Consider the following 19,623-nt stretch of genomic DNA (forward strand, 5'->3'; position numbering starts at 1 on the left):
CGTGAAGACAGACGGCCTGCGGCTTCAACAAACAGAGAAGGAGTGCCGACATGAAGGAAGTCAGAGTCGCGGTGATCGGTGCCTCCGGCTGGATGGGCAAGGTGCACACTATGGCCTACCTGACCTTCGCGCATTTCTTCGGAACGGGCGGTGCGACGGCACGCGTCGCGGTGCTCGTGGACAGGAACCCGGGAGCCGCCGGGGAACTCGAGCGAAAGGTTCCGGGCGCACGGGTCGTTCAGGACTGGAGGCAGGCGGTGAATGACCCCGAGGTCGACCTCGTCGACATCTGCCTGCCCGACAACCTGCACTACGAAGTTGCCAAGGCGGCCCTTCTGGCCGGCAAGCATGTCTTCTGCGAGAAGCCGCTGGCGGACACGGCGGCGGAAGCGCGAGAGCTCGCAGCCATCGCGCGCGAGAAGGGCACCGTGACGCGCGTCGGACACGCCTTCCCGCGCAACCCCGTCCATGACCGCGCCAAGGAAATCATCGAAGCCGGCGAGATCGGCGAGATCAAGCTGTTCAAGGGTTGCCAGCACATCGACGTCTTCGCGGATCCCGCCGCACCGTTCATGTGGCGGGCCGACGGGACGCTCGCGCCGACGGGCATCGTCGGCGACACAGGCTCGCATGTCTTCAGCTTCATGGAGTTCCTGGTCGGCCGCGTCAGCTCGGTGATCGCCGACAACTTCGTCGCGACGCCGCGGCGACCCATGGTGAAGGGCCTCACCATTGGCGAGCAGGTCGGGCTGACGGGGGACGAGGCCTTGGCCGACGTCACGAACCCGGACGGCACAAACCTTCTCTGCCGCTTCGAGAACGGGGCACGGGGCATCGTCGATTTCAGCCGGGTCGCGACTGGGCGCAAGTTCATGCAGACTTACGAGGTCTACGGCACCAAGGGCAGCCTTGTCTTCGACTACGACGAGGTGAACCGCCTGCGCTTCTACACGAACGGGGACGGCGCTGGCCGCCGCGGATTCCGGGAGATCGATGTCGGCCCCGAGAACTCGAACTACCGCGCCTTCCTGCCGCTGCCGAACTTCGCCCTCGGCTACAACGAGACGAAGATCATCGAAGTCGCCGAGGTGGTCCGCTCCGTCGCGACCAACACGCCGATGTGGCCGACCTTCGAGACAGGTCACCACATCTGCCAGATCGTCGACGCCTGCATGGAGTCCTCGCGCCTCGGACGTTGGGTGGACATCCCCAAGGCTTGAGGCTGTTTGCGGCATGGCGAGGGCGCAGGGAGGCTCCAGGTGCGGGGCCGCTCATCCGGCTGCCTGCGCTCTCCGGGATCCTGACGCCAACCGCCTCCAGTTCGACGATGGCGGACCCTATGGCCAGGTGGACGAGAGACACGTGAAGATGACTGCCGAGGATGGAGAGCCCCAGGTTCGTTGTCGCGCGACTTCGGGTAGAGCGGACGTCAGGACACAAGCGGCAGCCACACCCAGAGGGCGACGAGCGTCGCCAGCAGCACGGGCGGGGTCAGGACGAGGCCGACCCGCATATAGGCTCCCCAGGTGATCCGCTGCCCTTTGCCCGCGAGGACGTGGAGCCAAAGCAGGGTCGCGAGCGAACCGATCGGCGTGAGCTTCGGCCCGAGGTCGTTCCCGACGACATTGGCGTAGACCATCAACTCGCGGGTTAGGGGCGCTACATCGGCCCGGTCGATGGCGAGCGCCCCGACGAGCGTAGCGGGCATGTTGTTCATGACGGAGGCGAGCACGGCCACGACGAAGCCCGTGCCGACGGTGGCAATCAACGTGCCTTGCTGGCCAAGCCAGCGCAGGACGCCAGCCGCGATGTCGGTCAGCCCGGCGTTGCCGAGGCCGTAGACGACGAGGTACATGCCGATCGAGAAGAGCACGATCTGCCAAGGCGCGCCGCGCAAGACCCTGACCAAGTCCACCACGGCTCCCCGTCCGCCGGAGAACCAGCGCCCGGCGACCGCCATCAGGATCAAGGCGGCGGCGCCGGTCACGAAGGCGATCGGCACGCCCAGCGGTCCCGTCACGAAATAGGCGACGAGCAGAAGCCCGAGGAGCGGGAACGCGGTCCGGAACACGGCCATGTCGCGGACGGCATGGCGCGGCTCCTCCAGTTCGTCGACCCGGTAGCTGGCGGGCACGTCGCGGCGAAACCATAGCCACAGGACGAGGAGCGTCGCCGCCAGTGAAACGAGGTTCACGGGAACCATGACGGCGGCGTAGCGGCCGAAGGAGACGTCGAAGAAGTTCGCGGTGACGATGTTCACGAGGTTCGACACCACGAGCGGCAGGCTGGTCGTGTCGGCGACGAACCCGCAGGCGACGACGAAGGCAAGCGCGCTGGGCGCCGGGAAGTCGAGGCGCAGGAGGATGGCGAGCACGATCGGGGTGAGGAGCAGCGCCGCGCCGTCATTGGCGAAGACGGCGGCGATGGCTGCGCCGAGCAGGACGACGAGCGGAAACAGCCGCCGCCCATTGCCCCCGCCCCAGCGCGCGACGTGGAGCGCGGCCCAGGCGAAGAACCCGGCCTCGTCGAGGACGAGCGAAATGACGATCAGCGCAACGAAGGTGAAGGTCGCGTCCCAGACGATGCCCCAGACCGTCCCGATGTCGCCCCAGCCGACGACGCCGGTCGCCAGCGCGACGGCAGCGCCAAGCAGTGCCGACCAGCCGATGCCGAGGCCTCGGGGCTGCCAGATGACGAGGACGAGGGTGGCGACGAAGATCGCGAGGGCGAGCATGGCTGGGTCCGTGGCCGGAGGACAGGCGGGAGGATCAGAGGGCGCGCTGGTTCACGCGGGTCGACAGCGCCTCTGCGCTTTCCACGCGCTCCGAGTAGCGGTCCGTCAGGTAAGCGGAGCGGCCGCGTACGAGATGGGTGAACTTCACCAGTTCCTCGCAGACGTCGACGACGCGGCTGTAGTAGGCGGAGGGCTTCATTCGTACTGTCTCGTCGAACTCGAGGAACGCCTTCGGCACCGACGACTGGTTCGGGATCGTCACCATGCGCATCCAGCGGCCGAGCACGCGCATCTGGTTCACGGCGTTGAAGGACTGCGAGCCGCCGGACACCTCCATGATGGCGAGCGTCTTGCCCTGGGTCGGGCGCCGGGCGCCCAGCGCAAGCGGTATCCAGTCGATCTGCGCCTTCATGATCCCGGTCATGGCGCCGTGGCGTTCCGGGCTGACCCAGACCATGCCCTCGGACCAGTCGGCGAGCTCACGAAGCTCTTTGACCTTCGGATGGTCGGGCTCCGCCCCGTCGGGGAGCGGCAGGCCCCGGGGGTCGAAGCTGCGCACCTCGCAGCCGAACCAGCGCAGGAGGCGACCCGCCTCCTCGGACAGGAGGCGGGAATAGGACCGTTCGCGGATCGAGCCGTAGAGGATGAGGATGCGCGGCGGGTGCGTCGGGGCGCCCGGTCCGGCGAGCGCGTCCACGTCGACCGGCCGAAGCTGCTCAAGGGCGACGCTGGGCAGGTCGAAAGGGACGGGATCGGTCATGCCGACGCGCCGGGCGCGGCGACCACCTCGCCGTCCTCCTTGGTGAAGGTGGCAACGGGATGATCAAGAAGCGGCAGCACCGTCTCGGACGGGCGGCAAAGAGCGGCGCCTTTGTCCGTCACGACGATGGGACGCTCGATCAGGATCGGGTGCGCCATCATCGCGTCGAGCAGCTCCTCGTCGGAGAGTTGGGGATCGTCCAGGCCGAGTTCGGCGTAGGGGGTGCCCTTCTCGCGCAGGACATCGCGCGGCCGCAGACCCATCATCTCGAGCAGCTCCGACAGAACCTCCCGGCTCGGCGGGTTTTTGAGGTACTCGATGATCTCCGGCTCCTCGCCGGACTGGCGGATCATCTCCAGCGTGTTGCGCGACGTGCCGCAGGCGGGGTTGTGGTAGATCGTAACGGTCATGAGCAGCTCTCCGGGGTGCAGGTGGCGGCGAAGGCGTTGCCGAGGTCCCCGCAGATCTCCGGGTTCCCTGAACAGCAGTCCTCCGTCAGAAAGGCGAGGAGCTGGCGCATGTCGTCATAGCTCGCCGCGTACAGGATGCGGCGGCCGTCACGCCACGAGCGTAGAAGCCTGGCGCGCTCCAGCGTCGCGAGGTGGAAGCTCATCCGCGTTGGGGGGATTCGCAGCGCCTCGGCAATCTCCCCCGACGGCATCCCACTCGGACCGGCGCGGACCAGCATCCGGAAGGCCGCGAGGCGGTCGGCCTGGGCGAGAGCAGACAGGGCGGCAACGGCTAAGGCGTCGTTCATCCCTCCAATATTCCAAGCATAATTGTAATGTTCAAGGGGTGATCGGCTCCTCGACCCGGATTTCGCGCGATCCAGGCACTCTTCTGTCGACTTGGCAGGACGGGCCGAAGTCTAGGCTCCAGGGCCATCGTGCCGGCCTCGGCCACGTGGATCCAGCAGACGAAGGCGAGCGGGTCGGCCTTCAATGCGCTAAGGCTGCTGCTCCTAAGGCTGCACCGTTTCGCCAGCCAACGAAGCCGAATTCGAGCGCATGACCCGCCGATCGCTCAGGCTGCATCATGCGTGCGAGCTGTCCACGGGCTCGATCGAGCCGCTTGGCGAGCACGGGGCCGGAACAGGCGCAGACGAGCGCTGCATGCTCCGGGGAGAAAGCCAATCCGTCGATCAACATCACGGCTTCTCGGTCGAGGACAGGCATCGAGGCGTCGACGATAGGAGAGCGGTCGCGCCGCGGGAGGGCATCCCGGCTCGGCCTCGACAGCAGCCGCTGCCGGGCCTGCTTGCGTCACAGACTGGAGAGGTCTCTACAGATCGGACGGCGCAGGATGACTGCGCCGTCTCCTCGTCAGGCACGTCAGGCCGCCTTGATCTCGATCGTCTTCTCCTGCGCCAGCGCCTGCTCGCTCTTCGGCAGACGCAGCTTGAGCACGCCGTTCGAGAAGCTGGCTTCGATCCGATCGACGTCGACGCTGCGCGGAACCACGAAGGAGCGTACGAAGGAGCCGTATCGGCGCTCCGACAGATGGTAGTCGGCCCGGCTCTCGTCCTTCTCCTCCTTCTTCTCGCCCTTCAGCGTCAGCACACCGTCGCTGAGCCTCACCTCCACATCCTTGACATCGAGCCCGGGCAATTCCGCGGTGATCTCGTATTCGGCATCCTTCTCGCGGATATCGGCCGCGGGAGTGCCGGCAAAGATGGAGCGCGCAGGAGCGTTCAAGTCGATGTCGAGGATCGACTTGGGCAGCGACAAACGTGACCGACCAAAGCCGAACATGTCGAACACCTTGTCCATCTCGTCGCGCAGCGTGCGGAACGAGATCCAGTCGTTGCCGGTCGTCGCCGGCGGGGCGGACGGCGCATCGACCTGCGATTTCGTGACGGGCAGTTGGGTGGCGGCATCAGCCATTTTCATTCTCCTGTTGAGTGGATCAGTTGGCGAAAGTCCCGGACTCGGTAGCCGGCATGGCACTGAAGCGCATGCCGTCCTTGCCTCCGTTCATCCGGGAACTCGGGTGTCCACAGCGGCACGCGGCCGAAGCGCGCACCACGCGGACAGGAACCCTCACGGTCCGGGCAAGCCCGGACCGTGCTCCGGCATACGGATTCCATGCACTGGTTCCGACCAGCCGAGACGCTTCAGCGCATTGCCGATCCTGCCGGCGGTCCGATACGGCCGGGTCACTTCGATGACGACGTCATATCCCAGTGCGTGGACGCGGCGGGCGTCGCGTGCGGCGGAGCGAAGCGCATCGATCCTCCGCTCGAAGCAGCCGTAGGACTGCCCGCAGAAGGACACGGTCCAGCCATCGCCCCTGGGTTCGACTCTGTAGAGGATGCCGCTGCGTTGCATGATCGGCACCCCCGTCAGTGGCAGAGGAGAAGAGGCACCGGAGAATCGGTGAGGAGCTCGCGGGTCGCTCCGCCGAGGATCCACTCCCGGAACCGCGTATGGCCGTATGCTCCGGCCACGATGAGATCCGCACCCAGAAGCTTGGCCTCGTTGATCAGGCCTTCTCCGGGACGGTCCCAGTGAGGCAGGTGGCGAATCTCGACTTCGACGCCGTGGCGCGCGAGATGCCGCGCCATGTCCGCCATAGGTTCGCGATGCTGCTCCTCGTCCGAGGTGCTGCTGTCGGCGATGCTGGCGAGATGCACGTGTTCGGCCGCCTTCAGGAAAGGCAGGGCCGCCGTGATGGCGTGGGCGCATTCGGCCGTGTCGCGCCAGCCGACCACCACCGTCGCAGGCGGCGTGTGATCCTGAAAGCTGGGCGGCACGATCAGGACCGGCGCGCTCTCGTCGAAGAGGACGGCCTCCACGATCTCGGGCCAGTGACGCTCGGTTCCATAGGGGCGGCCGCAGACGAACAGGTCGCAGACCCTTGCCGATCTTGCCGCCGCCAGGATCAGTTCGGACAGAATTGCATCGTTGCGCCGCAGATCCGTGGTCGGCTCGACGAGCGCCAGCCGTTGCTTCAAGCGCTCCTCGATCTCGTTGCCGACGACGGCGGCCTGCTTCCACACCTCGGCAATGACCCATTCGCTGCCAGGGCTGGTCAGAGGCGAGGAGATGATCTCGTTGCCGAAGAAGATCGACAGGTGGGCTCCGGCCGCAACCGCGAGGGCCTCGGCATATCTGATCTTGTCCTCGTCACGTGCACTGCCGTCGACATGGACTGCGATATCGGCAATGCCCGGGATGCGCGGAGCGGCGATCAGATCCTGGGGCTGCTCATCCTGCTGAAGGACGGTCGCGGCCTCGGGGCTGATCTGGCGAAGATTGCTCATGGCTGTCGTCTCCCTTGTTCTTGTCTGAACGAAGGCGACGATGCGCCGAAGGCCGGACGGCCAATTTGACGCCAGTCAATCGACCAGCGGTTCTTTATCGCCGCAGCAAAGCCTGCCGCCGCTGCTCCGCTGCGAAATGCTTGTCGCAGATCAAGAACGGCCAACCGGAGTTCGGCATCCTTCGCCTGCAATTGAAGGAGAGGGCATGTTCTTCCTGGCGCTCGCAGCAGACTACGACGGCACCTTGGCGGATCGGGACACCGTCGAGGCGACGACGTGGTTGGCCCTGCGTCGCCTTCGTGCCGCCGGCCGCCGGCTGATCCTCGTCACGGGCCGGGAACTGCCGGAGCTCTTGCGGCTCATTCCCGACCCGACCGTCTTCGATCGCATCGTGGCGGAGAACGGGGCGTTGTTGTTCGATCCCGCCTCCGGATCCGAGCGGCTTCTGGCACCGCCGCCGCCGAAGGAGCTCGCCTCGAGATTGAGGGAGCGGGGCGTCAGCTCCCTCTCCGAGGGGCGCGTCATTCTCGCAACATGGGAGCCTCATCGGTCGGCCGTTCTCGACACCATTCACGAGCTTGGCCTGGAGATGCAGATCATCTTCAACAAGGGGGCCCTCATGATCCTGCCGCCCGGCGTCAACAAGGGTTCGGGGCTCGTCGCGGCACTGGAGGAGATGGAGCTTTCCCGTCACAACGTGGTCTGCGTCGGCGACGCGGAGAACGATCATGCACTTCTCCAGATCGGCGGCTGCCGGGCGACCGTCGCCAATGCCATGCCGGCTCTTGCGGCGATCGCGGATGTCCGTCTCAACAAGGCGGCCGGTGCGGGTGTCGAGGAACTGGTCGAACGTCTGCTGGCGGAGGATCACGCCCTCGTGCCACCGGAGCGCCACGGCATTCCGGTCGGCTCGGACCAGGCCGGGAAGCCGGTTCTGATCGAGCCCTTCGGTGGGCTGGTTCTCGTCACCGGGCCGTCGGGTTGCGGCAAGTCGACCTTCGCGACCGCGTTGACCGAGCAGTTCGCCGCGCGGCGTTACGAGTTCTGCGTCTTCGACCCGGAGGGAGACTACATCGATCTCGAACACACGGTCTTCATCGGGACGCTCCGCTCGCCGCCTCCCGCTGCCGAGACGCTGAAGCTGCTTCGCGACGACTCGGTCAACCTCGTCGTCAACACGCAGTCTCTGCCGATCGATGTCCGCCGGCGCCTGTGCTGGACGATGCTGCGTCGCACGGCGGCAATGCGGGCGGAAACGGGCAGACCTCACTGGATTGCCGTCGACGAGGCCCATCAGATCTTCCCGAGGGACGCCTCTCGCGAGTCATCCGTGTCCATGTCGACGGGAACCGTGCTGCTGACCGCCTATCCTGACAGCCTATGCACGGAGCTCCTGAGATCGGTCGAGACCCTGATCGTCCTGGGGAGCGCGGCGCGCAGTGTCGCCGCTTCCCTGGCAGGGCGGATGGACTGGCCCGGTCTGCGGCACGAGGGGGGCCTCGAGGCGTCGGAGGGCCTCGTCTGGTGCCGGCAGGGTGCCGCAGGTGCCATCCCGGTCAACCTCATCAAGCCGCTCCAGGTGCATCGCCGCCACCGAGGCAAATATGCCGATGGCGACGTCGGCGCCGTCCGCAGCTTCTACTTCCGCGGACCGACGAAGGCGCTGAACCTGCCGGCCCGCAATCTCTACGACTTCATCGATCTCGCGACGGCGCTGGATGACGAAGTCTGGGAGCATCACCTGCGCGCTGGCGACTACTCGGCTTGGTTCCGGCACGTCATAAAGGACCCCGACCTGTCACTGGAAGCGGCTCGGGTCGAGGCCGACACGTCGCTGACGCCGCGCGAAAGCCGGCGCAGGATCCGCAAGGCGATCTGGCGGCGCTATGCCGCTCCATCTGCGCGAAGCGACGTTAGCTAGGGACTCTTATGAGGAGGCGAAGCCCGCCCGGCGATGACGCGATCCGGTGCGTCCCGGACGCGGTCGTGGGCAGGACATGCGTCCGCGTGGTCCGCCCGAGAGGCGGATCACCTCTCCTGCAGAAGTTCGATCTGAAGCCGCTGGATTTCCGCCAGCCGCTGCCACTGTCTTGACAGCAGATGGTCGACCTTCTCGTGGAGGTGACGGATTTCGAGCTCCGCCTTCAGGTTGACCTGATAGTCGTTCAGCGAACGCAGGCGATCCTTGGCCTCCTGCCGCTTCTGACTCATCATGATGATCGGCGCCTGGATCGCCGCCAGACAGGACAGGATGAGGTTGAGAAGGATGAAGGGGTAGGGGTCAAAGGGCCGGGCGGTCTCCGCATTGATCACGATCCACGCACCCAGAACCAGGGCGAAGGCAATCAGGAAGGTCCAACTTCCGCCGAAGCTGGCGAGATTGTCAGAGAGACGGTCCGGCAGGGCGGCGACACGTTCCGCCTGCTGTTCGACATTGGCGGAGACGGTGGCCCCTTCCACCATGCTGCGAGCCACTTCGCGCTCCAGATCCGACAATTCGCCGCGCTCCTCCAGGAGGAGGTTCTCGACATAGCGCAGGCGGTAGGCATTCGCCTCGCTGCGGCTGACGAGGGCATCAGGCGCCAGGTCCGGCCGCTCCTGTCGGATGATCGCGCAGACGCCGGGATGAAGCTTGTCGATGTGGACGGCATCCGCCTCGGCAAGCTCTCGCCCGGACAGCCCGCTTTTCAGCGAAATGCTGACCTTGGATGAATCGTTGGTTTCGGACGCCATTGTGCTCTCGTGACGTGCTCTTCGCCTGGAAAGAAGCTGGCGCGGCACGTCCAGCCTGACTGCCGCGTCGGATATTCGCCTCCGCGGCTGGACGCATAGGGCAGGATCAACTTGAGGCATAGCGCACAGACGACCGCTGCGAACGATTGTTAAGCGTTCTAATGCCGCTTTCTCACGGTGTGATCGCGACCTTCAGCACGCCGTCGAGCTGATTGGCGAACAGCTCATAGGCCGTTTCGATTTCGGCGAGCGAAAAGCGATGCGTGACGAGGGCAGTGAGATCGACGCGGTCGGAGGCAACCACCTCCATCAGACGGCGCATGCGCTCCTTGCCGCCCGGACAGAGCGTGGTGATGATGCGATGGTCACCGAGGCCTGCTGCGAAGGGCCCGAGAGGAATCGTCAGGTCGCTCGAATACACGCCGAGGCTGGAAAGCGCTCCACCCGGCCGCAGCACCCGCAGGGCGGCCTCGAAGGTTGACTGGATTCCGAGCGCCTCGATGGCGACATCTACGCCGCGTCCGTCCGTCAGGTGCATGATCGCAGCGACGGGATCGTGCTTCGACGCGTCGATCACATGGTCGGCGCCGATGTGCCGTGCCACGTCGAGGCGGTCCGGGAGACGGTCGACCGCGATGATCGTTGTGGCGCCGGATAGGCGGGCGCCCGCCGTTGCGCAGAGACCGATCGGCCCCTGCGCGAAGATGGCGACGGTGTCGCCGATGCTCACGCCGCCGCGTTCCGCGCCGGAGAAGCCGGTCGACATGATGTCCGGGCACATCAGGACCTGTTCGTCCGTCAGATGGTCCGGAATGGGGCTGAGATTCGCCATTGCGTCGGGCACGAGCAGATACTCGGCCTGCGCGCCGTCGATGGTGTTGCCGAAGCGCCAGCCGCCCATCGCTTTCCAACCGTGCATCGTGCCCGCACCGTCCTGGGAGTGCATCCCGCATAGGCAGGCATTGCTGTGACCGCTCGGTGTGATCGCGCCGGCGATGACGCGCTGACCTTCATGATAGCCCTGGACCGCCGAGCCCAGCTTTTCGATCACGCCGACGGGTTCGTGCCCTATCGTGAGACCTCTGTTCACGGGGTACTCCCCCTTCAGGATGTGAACGTCCGTCCCGCAGATCGTCGTCGTGGTGATGCGGATGAGCGCGTCCAGGGGCCCGACATCGGGAATGGGCTTGTCCTCGAGCACGATCCGCCCGGGCTCGGCGAATACGGCAGCCATCATCTTCGACATGCACGCTACTCCTTCATCGCTCCAGCAGTTTCGGTCTTCAAGCGTCTCGGGCAGGTCGCTCCACACTGGATCGGCAGCACGGCGCTCGCGCGATTGGCGATCGATCTCCTTCGGCACATCCTAGTGCGACAGGAGGCAGGCAATCCGCGTGTCGTCCAGAACGTCCTTCGTCACGCCGCCGAACATCCATTCGCGCAGTCGGCTGTGCCCGTAGGCGCCGCACACGACGAGGTCCGCGCCGTATCGGGCGGAACAGTCCCAAAGCTCGTCGGCGACGCTGCTGACCGGGGCATTCGGGCCCCGTCCGGCGACTTCGCAGTCGATACCGTAGCGGCGAAGATATTCGGCGACGTCCTTGGCTCCTTGCTCGTCCGGGTAGTCGCCGAGGGCGGCGACGAGGACGCTTTCAGCCGGCACGAGGAACGGGAGCGCGTCGGCGACGGCGCGGCGCGCTTCGCGAGAGTTCTTCCATCCGACCACGATACGGCGGGCAGGCAGGAAGTCGGTCCGCGGCGGCACCACCAGCAGAGGTCGACCGAGATTCATGACGACGTCGGCCGGGTCGATCCGGAGGCGGCCCCCGCGGCCGCCGTCACGCGGACGGGCACCGCAAACGACCAGATCTGCCGATCGCGCCTGCTGGCATAACCAGAAGCTGCCGACTTCGACGGCCGAGCGCCATTCGATCTTGTCGTCCCGGGCGAGCGTGCGGCGAAACAAGGCTTCGGCTTCGTCGAACTCGTGCTGGGCCTGACGCCGCTCCTCCTCGATCAGGTCGGCCTGCATCAGGACCCCACCCTCGGCCACGACGGGAGCCACGATCTCGCGGGCGGCAGTTCCCAGAACGGAGCTGCCGTATCGATCGGCAAGGTCCCGGACCAGCTTCAGTCGCGAGTCGCAGTCGAGATCGAGATCGACGCTGACCATGATGTTCCGAAGGATCGGTCGGGTAGCGGTCTGGCGTGGCGTGGAGGACATCTGTTCTGCTCCGGGTTTGTTGTGGCGACGATGTTGTGGCGACGCGATCCGGCCGGCTGCACGACGCCGAGCATCTCGATCGGCTCGATCCGCCGCCGCCGTCCTCAGGGGGCGATGGTACGAGCGCTCAGGTCGTCGATGATGGCATCGGTCACCCTGCGGAGCGTCAGACGCAGCTGCTCGACACGCTCCGCCAGGTCCGCCAGACCTGCAGACAGTGCGTCGGCATAGTCGACGAAGGTCTCGTTGCAGTAGTCGGCGACAACGGCCTGAGGATCTTCGTCCGCAGCCCGGCCGATCAGATCACCCGCGAGCGCCGTGTTCTTCCTGAAGCGGCGGCAAAGAAAATCGAGGCTCGCCATGCCGCAGTCGAGCGCTGCGGCTGCAGCCTGGGGCGCGAGGCTGAAGGCCGGGTGAAGGCCTGACGCGTTTGGCCGATATCCGTCGGCGTCCGAGGAACCAGCGCAACGCGTGCTGATCCTTGCGCAGCCCTCGTTGCCCGGAGCTACCGGCCGATCGGCCGCGTCAGCAACGGGCACGCGGCTGCCGACGATCCTGCCTCCCGGTGCTGCTTTTCCCTCGAACTTCGATACGTCGGTGTCCATCTCGCTCTCCGTCGGCACCGCTTGCTTCGACGAGGGCAATTCTGGCGAGAAGTCGCCGGCTTCGCTTGACTTGGATCAAGCCAATGCATTGCGGCGGCCAGGACCGGACTTTCCGATGCCGATGACCGACCGCTGGACAATGTCAGCGAAGGTCTAGACAATTACAGCTTAGCCGGGAGCGGACTCGCTCCACCGGAGGGACACTACGGTGGCCAGCATGCAGCGCTTCATCCTCAGGCAGAACATCCTTCGTTTTCGACGGATGCTTGCTGAGGAGGATAGCCCCTTGCTGCGCGAGACCGCGCTACGACTCCTGAAGGAGGCCGAACACGAGCTTGCACTCATCGAGTGGGTGTGGACGTGGACCTATCCCGATCTGGGCAAGGAGCACGGCGAAGCGCTGGACGAGTTGCTGGGCGCTGCGATGACCCGGCACGGCGCGGATTTTGGAACGTTGCAGATTTGGGAGGAGGGCACTGCGATGCTGCACCTCATCGCGCAACGGAGCCTGCATGGCTCGTTCATCGAGCGCTTTGCGCATGTCGATAGTGGCAGCGGCACCGTATGCGATCATGCGTTGAGGAAGAGGGAGCAGATCCTCGTCCGCGATGTGGAACAGGATCCCGCCTTTGCATCCATTCTCGAAGAGACCCGATCCGAGGGGATCCGCGCGCTCCAGTCGACGCCGCTGATCTCCCTGGATGGCGCCCCCGTCGGAATCCTGTCGACGTATTTCCGCATGCCGCGCCCCTCGGGTGCTCCGGAGCTCCCTCCGATCGACGACTTAGCAGCTCGTGCCGCCGTCATACTGACCGAGCATCTGACGGAGGCAGCTGCAGCCGGTGCCGAGGACGGCGGCGCGATCCACACCGAGTGGAGCGCTTGATTCTCGTCAATTTCGATGCCTGCGGCCAGCAGCATTCTCGCCCCTGTCAAGACGACGAGCGATCGCTCGTCTCTGCAACGGAGGCAGAACAATGTTCATCACTGACAGCCAGTTGAAGCAGGACGTCATCGACGAGCTGGACTTCGAGCCCAGCATCAACGCCGACCACATCGGCGTGGCCGTGGAGAACGGCGTCGTCACCCTCACCGGGCACGTGTCGACTTATGCCGAGAAGCTCGACGCCGAAGACACGGTTCGCCGGGTCAAGGGCGTGAAGGGCATCGCGCAGGAGATCGAGGTGCGTCCGTTCGGCGCCAACAAGACGGCAGACGACGAGATCGCCAAGCGCGCCCTGAACACGATCCAGTGGAACACCGTCATCCCCGACGGCGCCGTGCAGGTGAAGGTCCAGAAGGGCTGGGTCACCCTCTCGGGCGAGGTCGACTGGCAGTATCAGAAGACGGCCGCCACCAACGCCGTCAAGTCTCTGGCGGGCGTTCTGGGTGTCAGCAACGTGATCTCCGTCAAGCCGCATGTTTTCGTGGGCGACGTGAAAAAGCGCATCGAGGACGCTCTCAAGCGCAATGCCGAGACCGAAGCGAAGGCGATCAAGGTCGATGTGGCCGGCGGCAAGGTAACGCTGGAGGGCGAGGTGAAGACCTGGACCGAGCGCTACGCGGCCGAGCGAGCCGCCTGGTCGGCGCCGGGGGTGCAGACCGTGACCGACCATATCAGGGTTGCCTGACGTGATATGGCAGGGCTGCGCCGCCGAAGGCGGCGCGGCCCGCTGAACCTCGAACTGAGTGACTTGAATTCCGGCATCATCAGGCGGGCGATACTGCGCCGAAGGGCGATCAGGCGCCTGGGGACGTGCGGTCGAGCGGCGGGTCTGCTTCGACCAGATTCCCGACCTCGTCTACGACTGCCTGAAGATCGCGACCAGCGTCGATCCTGTGCCAGGTCAGCTCGGTCAACGTTCCCGCCAGTTGCCGCGACAGGACGTCGAGCGTCGCGTCGGATGGGCCGCCTTTGCGGCCTCGAACGCGTTGACGCAGCACATCCGGATCGGTCTCCAGCCAGACTCCCAGAAAACGGACGCCGCGGGCGATAGCCGCCTGCTGGACACGCACGCGGTCGCTCGTCCGGTCGAAGACGGCGTCAGTGACGACCGATCCGCCCGACTCGAGAATCGAACCGATGCGCTCGGCGATCGTGCGATAGACGCTGGCGGAGATCGTGGCGCTGTAGGCTGCATCGGGCAATCGGGTCTCCGCCGAGACGCCGTGCATGGCCTTGCGGATGCGATCGCTTTCGAGGACGCGGGCGCCGGGGGGCGCTCCCAGGTGCGGGGCGAGTGCGTCGGCGACCGTGGTCTTTCCGGAGCCGCTGAAACCGCCGATCGCGACCAGACGCGGAGGGACGGGCCGCAGGATCTCGCCTGCGAGCGCGAAATAGGCCCGCGCCTCCGCGACCAGGCGCTGTCGCTCCTCTGGCGGCGCCTCCGTCCGCATGGCTTGGCACTGCGTCGCAATGACGTGGGCGCGCACCGCCGCCCGCAGCGCCATGAAGAACGGCAGGAGAGCGAAGCCATCCTCCTCGTCGGCGATGTCGAGGTAGCGGTTGGCGACGAGGCTGGCGAGCGTCGGACACTTCCGATGCCACAGATCCATCAGGAGAAAGGCGAGGTCGTAGAGAACGTCGATCGTGGCCAGCGCGTCGTTGAACTCGATGCAGTCGAACAGGCGAGGGATGCCGTCCAGCAGGCAGATGTTGCGAAGATGGAGGTCGCCATGACAGTGCCGGACCCGGCCTGCAGCCTCGCGCCGGTCGAGAAGTCCGGTGTGGCTCCGAAGCGCGGCGCGGAAGGATGAATCAAGCGCCGCGACCTCGTCGGCGGCAAAGACGTGGCTGGTGGCAAATCCCGCCCTGTTGATGTCCATGACTGCGGCGATGTTCGCCGCTCCGGATCCCGCATGCACGGGCGGAACGCTGCGATGGAAGTCGGCGATCACGCCTGCGACCTGCGTCATCAGGGACGGGGTCAGCATGCCGGCTTCAGCCATGTGATCAAGCAGGCAGGACTGATCGAACCGGCGCATCTCGACGGCGGCTTCGACGAGTTCGCCTGGGCCGTCGAAAGTGAAGGTGCCACCGGCCTCCCGCGTGATCAGCCGAGTTCCCAAATAGAGCTCGGGCGCGGTCCGCCGGTTGAGGGCGACTTCCTTCTTGCAGGCCGCGAGACGCCGCTCGGGGGTCGAGAAGTCGGCATAGGGCAGCGTGATCGCCCGCTTCATCTTGAAGGCGCGCTGCCCCGACAGGACGATGCGCGAGATGTGAGTCTCGATCGTCTCGACCGATTCTTCATGATCCGCCAGAGCGGTTTCGCTGAGCCAGCGGATCACCTCGTCCTGCAGCTCGGCCATCTGGGTTGCTCCCTCACGCGTCGGCCGATGGATCGCACCTGCGGCGGCCGGGTCTGTGGGACGGCTTGCCGAGCCGCATCATCCCGTCTCGCCAGCAATCCCGATGGCGTGTCGAGGCTATCGGCCGAACGTACTCGCTCCTTGATCCGGATCAACGATGGCAGACGGCCGTGCTGCTCGCACGCTTGCTGCTGGAGGGGTGCCGCGATCTGGAGCGTTCCCCCCCCGGGGGACAGCCGCGATTGCGGCTGAAACAGTTTCGTCGCACATCGATTCCTCTATGTGCTACAGATTACGTAACGGTAGGTCATCGGCGTGCCGGTGATAAGCGTTCGGCAGGGGTCACCGCCTGACTGGACCGCAAGCAGGTGTTGTTGTTCTCGGGTGAATAGAATGAGTGGCGAATCGGGTCGCCTTTCGCACCTCCTCGTCGTCGATGACGACGATCGGATACGCGTGATGTTGTCGCGCTATCTCGCCGACGAAGGCTTTGATGTCAGCCTCGCCGGCACGGCGGCGGAACTGCGCCGGCAACTGCAGGGACCGCGCATCGATCTTGTCCTGCTCGATCTCGTGCTTCCTGACGGCGACGGCTTCTCGCTCGTCAAGGAAATCCGCGCGCGGAGCGACGCCGGCATCATCATGATCACCGGTCGCGCCGACGAGGTAGACCGGATTGTCGGACTGGAAGTCGGCGCTGACGACTACATCGCCAAGCCGTTCAGCCTGCGCGAAGTTCTCGCCCGGATCAGGAGCGTACTTCGGCGGTTGCAGCCGGCGTCGCGCGAGACGACCGTCGAGACCGCCGCATCGGGGAGCACGAAGCGGTTCCAGGGATGGACGTTTGATGCCGAGCGGCGCCGTCTCACCGCTCCGGACGGCGCAGAGGTGCCGCTGACGACGGGCGAATTCGATATCCTGCACGTCTTCGTTCAGCATCCGGGCCGCGTCCTGTCCCGCGACTTCCTCATGGACCACACGCGGGGGCGCAGTTGGGAGGTCTTCGACCGCAGCATCGATGCGCAGATCTCGCGGCTTCGCCGGAAGCTCGAGGCGAACCCGAAGGAGCCCAAGCTCCTCAAGTCTGTCCGGGGCGTGGGCTATGTCCTTGCCGAGAGGGTGGAGCCCGCCGGCGGATAGCGTCGACGGAATGCTCTAGCCCGTCGTGTCGTCGGACATCGGCTGGTCGAGAACCGCTCGCAACTTTTGCGCCAGTTCCGCGGCCCGATATGGCTTGGCCAGCCAGTTTCCCCGCTGAACAGAGGCCTGCTTCACCATGTCCGGGTCGGCATAGCCCGACGCGAACAGCACCGGCAGGTCGGGCCGGGTGTGTCGCACCTCCGCAGCCAGCTGGGATCCCGTCATCCCTCCCGGCATGATCATGTCGGTGAAAAGCAGGTCCACGACGGGCTCACGCGCCAAGATCTGCAGAGCGGCAGGGCCGCTCTCTGCTTCCAGCACGTTGTACCCGAGCTCCGTCAGCCGTGCCTTGGTGATCCGGCGCACCCGCGCCTCGTCTTCAACCAGAAGGATTGTCTCGCCTTGCGCCCGCGGCATCGAGATGGTCGAGGCTGAGGCATGGGGTGCCCGTTCGGCCACCTCCCCGACGCACGGGAGATAGATCCGGACGGTCGTGCCGTGGCCGAGCTCGCTATAGATCGAGATGTGCCCCCCGGACTGTTTGACGAAGCCATAGACCGTGCTGAGCCCCAGACCCGTCCCGGAGGTTGCCGGCTTGGTGGTGAAGAAGGGCTCGAATGCACGGTCCCGAACCTCGGGCGACATGCCGGTGCCGGTGTCGGTGACCGCGATCATCGTGTAGGCGCCCGGTGCGACGTCCGGGTTCTGCGCACGATATTCCGCATCGAGTTCGACTTGCGAAACCTCGATGGTCAGCTTGCCGCCGTCCTGCATCGCATCACGTGCGTTGATCCCAAGGTTGAGGAGCGCATTCTGCAGTTGGTGGATATCGACGGAGATATTGCAGGAGCTGTCGATGACGGTGCGAACGGAGATCGTCTCACCGAGAGTTCGACGAAGGAGATCTGCCGTTCCCGAAACGAGCTGGCCGACATCGGCCAGTTTGGGCGCGAGCGGCATGCGCCGGCCGAAGGCGAGGAGGCTTGCCGTCAACTGTGCAGCGAGATCCGTCGCCTCCTGCGCATCCTTGAGTAGCGCCTTCGGCCTTTCGCCGTCCACACGGGTGTCCAGCATTTCGAGGTTTCCCTTGATCACCGTGAGGAGGTTGTTGAAGTCGTGTGCAACTCCGCCGGTGAGCTTGCCGATGGCCTCCATTTTCTGCGTCTGCCGGAGCTCTTGCTCGATGCGCAGCTTTTCGGACTGGTCGCGCAGAAAGCCCGTGAAGACCTTCTCTCCATGTGCATCGGCCTCTCCGATGTGGAGTTCGACGGGCAGTATGGTTCCGTCTTTGCGCATGGCCGACACGATACGGCCGACGCCGATGATCCGCCGTTCGCCGGTGGCCAGATGGCGGTTGATGTAGCTGTCGTGGCGGCCCTGGTCGGGCTCGGGCATCAGCATGCTGACGTTCCGCCCGATGGCCTCTTCGGCGGAATAGCCGAATAGCCTCTCTGCTGCCTTGCTGAAGGAGCGGATGGTGCCGCGACTGTCGGCGACGATCATGGCGCTCGGCACGGTATCGAGAATCGACTGGAGATGCGCCTCGCGAGTCAGGGCTCCCTCTGCCAGGACCTCCAATGCTCTCGAGACGTCGTTGACCTCGCGAACCGGCGTTTCGACCGCAGCGACGGGTTCGCCTTGGAAGACCGAATGCGCCGTCCGGCTCAGAGTGCGGACGGCGCGAGCCATCGTGTCGGCAGATCGGTAGGCGAGCGCCGAGGTGACAGAAAGGATGACTGTTCCCACGAGCGTCAGCGCGAGCAGGGCTCTGCGCAGCGGCGCGTTGAGGATCGTGTCCGGCGCGCCGACGGCGATCATCCAGCCTGTTCGAGGCGATCTGACATAGGCTGTGTGGACCGCCACGTCTTCGAGGTTGCGGCCGATCCACATTCCATCCATGCCGGTTGCCCGATCGTTCCACCCCGGCGGAGCGGGCTTGCCGACGAACTGCTCGTGATCCGGCAGTCGTGCCACCACCATGTTGTTGCGATCGACCACGACCGAGAACCAGTCTGGATCCAGCCGAACGTCCCGCAACGCGGTCGCGATCCTGTCCGCGGGCAGGCGGGCGGACAGAACGTAGATGGCCCGCCCGTCCCGAAGAACGGGCACCATGACCACGACGACCCCGACATCGTGCGCGGAGCCGCGGATCAGGTCGGAGATCACCGGCTTCTGCGCGCGGGCCGCCTCTTCCTCCAATGCCAGGATGTCGGGATTGTCGCCCTCGGGGGGCGTTCCCCAGGGGGCCGAGGTGTTGACCAGTTGCCGCGGGCTGCCGGGCGCGCGCAGGACCACGGTGACGCCAAGCCCGCGGGCAAGCTCGCTTGCCCGTTCGTAGAAGGTCTGCAGGTCACCGGCCTGCAACAGCGGCGACGTGGCCAGGGCTTGCAGCATCCGCGTGGGCGCGGCCAATTCACGGTCGACGGCAAGATCGAGTTGCTGTGCGGAAAGCTGGGCCCGATCTCTTACACGCTGCTGCTCCGAGCTGACATAGAGCCACGCGAGGAGCATGGCGAAGGCGAGGACCGGAAGAAGGAGCGAGCCGCAGAAGGCGAGCAGATGCGTTCTCAGCGAGCGGGCTTGACCCGCATCCGCTCGACCCGCCGAGCCAGAGAGCGCGCGTGACCGAGCGCCCCGCCCGCCTCTCGGCGGCGCAACTGGATCCGATCCGACTTCATCGTTGACGGTCTGCATGACGTTTCACCGTCGGACCTGCGATGGTCATGGGTTCTTGCCTATCGAGGAGCGGGTGCAGGATCGAGTGTCACGGACGCTAACGCAACCGGCGGCCACCGGCATGATGGTGCAATCCCTTCGCCCGCTCCGGTGATGTTCGGGCGCGGAGGGTGGCCA

The 19,623-nt window shown here is 65.7% G+C and carries 17 protein-coding genes; 5 read left to right on the plus strand and 12 right to left on the minus strand.

The features are described from left to right. Positions 1 to 50 precede the first annotated feature (50 nt). Positions 51 to 1,220 (plus strand): Gfo/Idh/MocA family protein, encoded by a 1,170-nt coding sequence (locus tag C0R46_RS14265; RefSeq protein ID WP_102960318.1) that lies wholly within the window; start codon positions 51 to 53, stop codon positions 1,218 to 1,220. 209 nt (positions 1,221 to 1,429) lie between these two features. Here the strand turns inward: C0R46_RS14265 and C0R46_RS14270 are convergent, their stop codons facing one another. The 6 genes from C0R46_RS14270 to C0R46_RS14300 form a co-directional block, all read right to left on the minus strand. Beyond that, the gene (locus C0R46_RS14270; protein ID WP_102960319.1) at positions 1,430 to 2,734 is read right to left on the minus strand and encodes an arsenic transporter; all 1,305 of its coding nucleotides are present in this window, start codon (positions 2,732 to 2,734) and stop codon (positions 1,430 to 1,432) included. 34 nt (positions 2,735 to 2,768) lie between these two features. Continuing rightward, on the minus strand, positions 2,769 to 3,494 hold the full coding sequence (gene arsH, locus C0R46_RS14275) for an arsenical resistance protein ArsH (RefSeq protein WP_102960320.1): 726 nt from the start codon (positions 3,492 to 3,494) through the stop codon (positions 2,769 to 2,771). Beyond that, positions 3,491 to 3,904 (minus strand): arsenate reductase (glutaredoxin), encoded by a 414-nt coding sequence (gene arsC, locus C0R46_RS14280; protein ID WP_102960321.1) that lies wholly within the window; start codon positions 3,902 to 3,904, stop codon positions 3,491 to 3,493. Before arsC ends, arsH begins: the two co-directional genes overlap by 4 nt. Further along, positions 3,901 to 4,251 carry an ArsR/SmtB family transcription factor gene (locus C0R46_RS14285; RefSeq protein ID WP_102960322.1) on the minus strand — a complete coding sequence of 117 codons (351 nt, stop codon included), beginning with the start codon at positions 4,249 to 4,251 and terminating at the stop codon, positions 3,901 to 3,903. Before C0R46_RS14285 ends, arsC begins: the two co-directional genes overlap by 4 nt. 574 nt (positions 4,252 to 4,825) lie before the next feature. Continuing rightward, positions 4,826 to 5,377, minus strand: a complete 552-nt coding sequence (locus tag C0R46_RS14290) for an Hsp20/alpha crystallin family protein (protein ID WP_102960323.1) — start codon at positions 5,375 to 5,377, stop codon at positions 4,826 to 4,828. 458 nt (positions 5,378 to 5,835) lie between these two features. Further along, a complete protein-coding gene (locus tag C0R46_RS14300) occupies positions 5,836 to 6,756 on the minus strand; it encodes a universal stress protein (RefSeq protein ID WP_102960325.1) in 921 nt (306 codons plus the stop codon). A gap of 205 nt (positions 6,757 to 6,961) precedes the next feature. Here C0R46_RS14300 and C0R46_RS14305 point away from each other — a divergent pair, with 205 nt between their 5' ends. Continuing rightward, a complete protein-coding gene (locus tag C0R46_RS14305; protein WP_102960326.1) occupies positions 6,962 to 8,677 on the plus strand; it encodes an HAD-IIB family hydrolase in 1,716 nt (571 codons plus the stop codon). A gap of 107 nt (positions 8,678 to 8,784) precedes the next feature. Here the strand turns inward: C0R46_RS14305 and C0R46_RS14310 are convergent, their stop codons facing one another. The 4 genes from C0R46_RS14310 to C0R46_RS14325 form a co-directional block, all read right to left on the minus strand. Continuing rightward, on the minus strand, positions 8,785 to 9,489 hold the full coding sequence (locus tag C0R46_RS14310; protein ID WP_102960327.1) for a DUF1003 domain-containing protein: 705 nt from the start codon (positions 9,487 to 9,489) through the stop codon (positions 8,785 to 8,787). A gap of 172 nt (positions 9,490 to 9,661) precedes the next feature. Continuing rightward, entirely contained in the window at positions 9,662 to 10,735 is a 1,074-nt protein-coding gene (locus tag C0R46_RS14315) for an NAD(P)-dependent alcohol dehydrogenase (protein WP_102960328.1), read from the minus strand. Between the two features lie 120 nt (positions 10,736 to 10,855). Next, positions 10,856 to 11,713, minus strand: a complete 858-nt coding sequence (locus C0R46_RS14320) for a universal stress protein (protein ID WP_157944651.1) — start codon at positions 11,711 to 11,713, stop codon at positions 10,856 to 10,858. A 104-nt stretch (positions 11,714 to 11,817) separates the two neighbouring features. Beyond that, positions 11,818 to 12,075 (minus strand): hypothetical protein, encoded by a 258-nt coding sequence (locus C0R46_RS14325; protein ID WP_102960330.1) that lies wholly within the window; start codon positions 12,073 to 12,075, stop codon positions 11,818 to 11,820. Between the two features lie 460 nt (positions 12,076 to 12,535). Here C0R46_RS14325 and C0R46_RS14335 point away from each other — a divergent pair, with 460 nt between their 5' ends. Continuing rightward, entirely contained in the window at positions 12,536 to 13,204 is a 669-nt protein-coding gene (locus C0R46_RS14335) for a GAF domain-containing protein (RefSeq protein WP_102960332.1), read from the plus strand. A gap of 97 nt (positions 13,205 to 13,301) precedes the next feature. Continuing rightward, positions 13,302 to 13,949, plus strand: a complete 648-nt coding sequence (locus C0R46_RS14340) for a BON domain-containing protein (protein ID WP_102960434.1) — start codon at positions 13,302 to 13,304, stop codon at positions 13,947 to 13,949. 109 nt (positions 13,950 to 14,058) lie between these two features. Here C0R46_RS14340 and C0R46_RS14345 read toward each other — a convergent pair whose 3' ends face one another. Then, positions 14,059 to 15,627 carry a bifunctional aminoglycoside phosphotransferase/ATP-binding protein gene (locus C0R46_RS14345; protein WP_102960333.1) on the minus strand — a complete coding sequence of 523 codons (1,569 nt, stop codon included), beginning with the start codon at positions 15,625 to 15,627 and terminating at the stop codon, positions 14,059 to 14,061. A 393-nt stretch (positions 15,628 to 16,020) separates the two neighbouring features. Between C0R46_RS14345 and C0R46_RS14350 the strand changes: the two genes are divergently transcribed. Beyond that, a complete protein-coding gene (locus C0R46_RS14350) occupies positions 16,021 to 16,767 on the plus strand; it encodes a response regulator (RefSeq protein WP_102960334.1) in 747 nt (248 codons plus the stop codon). Positions 16,768 to 16,782: 15 nt separating this feature from the next. Here C0R46_RS14350 and C0R46_RS21140 read toward each other — a convergent pair whose 3' ends face one another. Beyond that, the gene (locus C0R46_RS21140; RefSeq protein WP_245413593.1) at positions 16,783 to 19,464 is read right to left on the minus strand and encodes a hybrid sensor histidine kinase/response regulator; all 2,682 of its coding nucleotides are present in this window, start codon (positions 19,462 to 19,464) and stop codon (positions 16,783 to 16,785) included. Between the last annotated feature and the right edge of the window lie 159 nt (positions 19,465 to 19,623).

It is taken from the genome of Mangrovicella endophytica, assembly GCF_002893625.1.
Lineage (GTDB): Bacteria > Pseudomonadota > Alphaproteobacteria > Rhizobiales > Rhizobiaceae > Mangrovicella > Mangrovicella endophytica.